Source organism: Actinocrinis sp. (assembly GCF_035946395.1).
Taxonomy (GTDB): domain Bacteria; phylum Actinomycetota; class Actinomycetes; order Streptomycetales; family Catenulisporaceae; genus Actinocrinis.
The window spans coordinates 1-3,618 of record NZ_DASYZI010000274.1; the positions used below are offsets into that span (position 1 = coordinate 1).

The window sequence follows — 3,618 nt, forward strand, 5'->3', positions numbered from 1 at the left end:
ATGCGCTGCGTGATCGGATTGCCGACGAGTTCGGGATCGAAACGGTAATCAACGTCTGGGGAGGTCAGGCGCTGCTGCGCGTGTCTGCGCAGCTTTACAACTGCGAGCGTGACTATGAGCAGTTGGGGACGGTGCTACGCATCCTGCTTTGACCTGTGACTGCGGTGCGGGTCGTGGTGCGGCCTGGATGGAGTGACTGAGGCCTGTGAATGTGGGGCCGTGTCGCGGCCCTTACGTGCCCGTGCGCCCTTACGCGGCAGCCGCACCTGCCTGGCGTGCGTTGTGTCGCAGGCGGGTGCGGCTGCTGGGTTGGCTGGGCTGGGGATCAGGGCTCAGCCGCTGAGCGGCCAAGTTTCGTCGTAGCCGGGGGAAGGTTCGGCGGCTGTCGTTTGGACGGCGTTCCTGCTCTGGTCGGAGCCGTTTCCGCCGGCGAACAGGGCGGCGATGATCCCGGCGATGACGCCGATGAAGAAGCCGAGCAGCATTCCTTCGGCGAGAGTGTCGCGGTACGTGTCAGCGGTGACGATGTTCGGAACGCCGGAGTAGGCGAAGGGGGCGCTGGCCAGGCCTGCTGCGGCTCCGGCAAGGGTGACGGCGCCCCAGACGCCGAACAGCATGGCGATGCGTCCACGGTTGTAGGCGGCCGCGATGGCGAGCAGCGCCGTGAACACGACGAGAACGACGTTGAAGACGAGCGGGGCGAGCCAGTGTGCGGTGGAGTGGGGGCCGGAACCGGGGTTGAAGCGCCATCCGGCGAGGGCCAAGGGCTGGAACAGGTCGGCGATCCAGTGGTTGCCGCTGCCGGCGCGGGTGTCCCGCCAGCTTTGTAGCGCTTGGTTGCCGAGCGCGATAACGACGATCAGCGGAATGGCGGCGGCTGCGACGACGGCCGCTGAGGTGCGGGTGCGTGACCCTGTGGCCATGGTTGTCCTCCCCAAGGACCTAGTGGGGGCAGTGTCTGCCCCGTTACGGCGGGTGGCAAGCAAAGGCCTGATCAGTATGCGCCGAGTGGTGACGGGAGCGCGCCGGACGACCGTTGACGCGGTTCACCTGCTTCACCGGTTTCACGGGTTCACTGGTTAATGCGGTTCGGCGGTGGTTCGTGCTTGGTGAGGCTGTGCCTGGCGGCCGGGAAGCTGCGGGATAGGGTGGGGGCTCGGTATCGCGTTGTGACTGTGTGAGGGTGAGGAGCTGGCGTTATGGGGCAGGTGCGAGCGGTGGCGAGCCGTCAGATCGGTGCTCCGGCGAAGACGGTGTTCGAAGCGCTGGCTGATTACGCGACCGTCCGGCCGAAGATTCTGTCGGCACAGTACAGCGGGTACACGGTGCGTGAGGGCGGGCTGGGCGCGGGGACGGTCGCGTCGTGGCGCCTCGCGGCCACGGAGAAGCGGACTCGCGACGTGGTGGCTCATGTGTCGCAGCCTGCTGCGTTGACGCTGGTGGAGGCGGATGAGAATTCGTCGATGCGGGTGACGTGGACGGTGAGTGGTCAGGCTGACACGTCGTTGGTGACCGTCGAGTCGGTGTGGAACGGGGCGGGTGGCATCGGCGGGTTCTTCGAGCGGACGTTCGCGCCGAAGGCGCTGAATCGCATTCACGAGCAGGTGCTGGCGAGGTTGGCGACGCACGTCGAGGGCTGAGCTGTGTCGCGTCGGCTGGCAGGCGGGGGCGGGCGGCGTTGACGCTGTGGTGGCGGTGCGGGTGCGGCGGGGCGCTTGGTGGCCGCTGTGGTGTAGGGCGGATGGGTGTTGGTTGTGGCGTGCGTGCGGCCTGCTGATGTGCGCGTAACGCGCGTTGCCCCCGGCTTGGGGCCGGGGGCAACGTTTCCTGCGGTGGCTAAGGCGTTGTCGGAGTTGCCTTAGCCGGTCGGGACGTTGTTACTACATCGCCGGGTTGGCGTTGGTCACCAGTTGCTGGAACTGGAAGGCGAACCAGTTACCGGCCGGGACGTCGTAACCCGGGATCGCGTCGGTCGGGTAGGTGCCGCCGTTGCCGTCGGTCTGGGTGCCGTTCGGGTCACAGTGCGGGTCGCCGTGCGTGTGCGAGGCGGTCGGGTAGTCACCGTCGGACTCGCCCGGGGGCTTGATCCACACGTCGGCGATGATGTGGTCACCGGAGCCGTACGGGTTGGCCTGCGGGCGGGCACCGATGCCGGCGCCGTTGACGTTGCACCAGTCGCCGCGGAACGGACGCTGGTCGGTCTTGTTGGCGGCGACGTAGGTGTCGACGGTGGTCGGGCTGGAGTTCAGCGCGGTCGGCCGGGCCGAGCCGCCCCAGCCGTTGCGGGAGGTGTCGATGACCATGCCGATCGACGACGGGAAGCCACTGGAGGTGAACTCGCTGTACATCGCCTCGTCGTAGTGGTGCTCGTCGAAGTACGGGTTGTACTGGTAGAACTTCGCCGAGTCCAGCGGCTGGCCGCCGACGCTGAGCGTGGAGTTCGGCAGGAACGGCTCGTCGGCCGGGGTGGTGTTGGCGGTGTCGGAGACGAAGCCGTCGACGGTGGCGTAGCCGCCGGTCGAGGCGCTGACGACCTTGGCGTACTCAGGGCCGGCGCCGCTCATGTTGTTCGGCCAGCCGAGCCATCCGGAGTGGCCGATGTCCATGTAGTTGTAGATCTGCGGGCCGATGGCGTGCAGGTGGCTGAGCGCGTACTCGATGCCGGTCTCGTAGTACGGGATGGCGGTGGAGCATGCGGACAGGCTCTTGTTCGTCACGGCGTTGGGCAGCGAGTCGGGCTCGATGAAGTTGACGATCCGCAGCTTGCTGTACTTCGAGTTGCCCTCGATCGCGACGATCGGGTCGATGTACTGCGACTCGTACTGCGTCAGGCCCGCAGCGGTCGCCGGGATCTCGCCGTTGGAGGCGAGGGCGGCGCAGTCACGGCCGGGCAGGTCGTAGATGACGACCTCGATCATGACCGGCAGGCTCGACGAGGCGGCCTGAGTGGCGGCGTTGTCGAACTGGGCCTGCAGACCGGTGTGGGTGCTGTCGCCGGCGATGGCGCCGATGTGGTCCATCCAGATGGCGGTCTGGTAGGTGCCGACCTTGGCCTCGGAGGCCTTGTTGCCGTCAGCGGAGGCCTGGGCCTGCACTTCGGCGACGTAGTTGGGGTTGAGGTAGTAGCTGACGCCGAGGAACGGGTTGGCCACGTGCGGCGGGCAGGAGTTTCCGCAGCCGGTGTTGCTGGCGCTCGGGCTCGGCGAGGCCGAGGCGCTCGCGCTGGCCGAGGCGGAGTGCGAGGGCGAGGGGCTGGCCGACGCGGACTGCGACGGGCTGGCGCTCGGGCTGGCACTGCCGGTCACGGTGCCGGTGCACGTGGTGCCGTTGATCGCGAAGCTGGCGGGGGCGGCGTTGGTGCCGGTGTAGGCGCCGTTGAATCCGAGGCTGGTGGTGCCGTTGGTGCCGATCGACCCGTTGTAGGACAGGTTCGTCACGGTCACGTTCTTGCCGGACTGCGTGTAACTGCCGTTCCACAGCTGGGTGACCGTCTGGTTACCCGCGAAACTCCAGGTCAAGGACCAGGAAGTGATCGGGCTGCCCAGGTTCGTGATCACAATGTTGGTGCTGAAGCCAGTGCCCCAGTCGCTGGCAATCGTGTAACTGACCGAACAACCG

Annotated in this window: 3 protein-coding genes; 1 reads left to right on the top strand and 2 read right to left on the bottom strand. The window is 67.3% G+C overall.

The window, feature by feature from the left end; all coding sequences use genetic code 11:
* Nucleotides 1–332: 332 nt before the first annotated feature.
* Nucleotides 333–923 (bottom strand): hypothetical protein, encoded by a 591-nt coding sequence (locus VGS97_RS16805; RefSeq protein WP_326854494.1) that lies wholly within the window; start codon nt 921–923, stop codon nt 333–335.
* Nucleotides 924–1,199: 276 nt separating this feature from the next.
* On the opposite strand from VGS97_RS16805, the gene VGS97_RS16810 reads away from it, so the two are divergent.
* Nucleotides 1,200–1,640: an SRPBCC family protein gene (locus VGS97_RS16810; protein WP_326854495.1), complete on the top strand. Its 441-nt coding sequence runs from the start codon at nt 1,200–1,202 to the stop codon at nt 1,638–1,640.
* A gap of 240 nt (nt 1,641–1,880) precedes the next feature.
* On the opposite strand, the gene VGS97_RS16815 is transcribed toward VGS97_RS16810, so the two are convergent.
* Nucleotides 1,881–3,618 (bottom strand): glycoside hydrolase family 6 protein (locus VGS97_RS16815; RefSeq protein WP_326854496.1); only part of this gene is annotated, 1,738 nt, incomplete at its 5' end.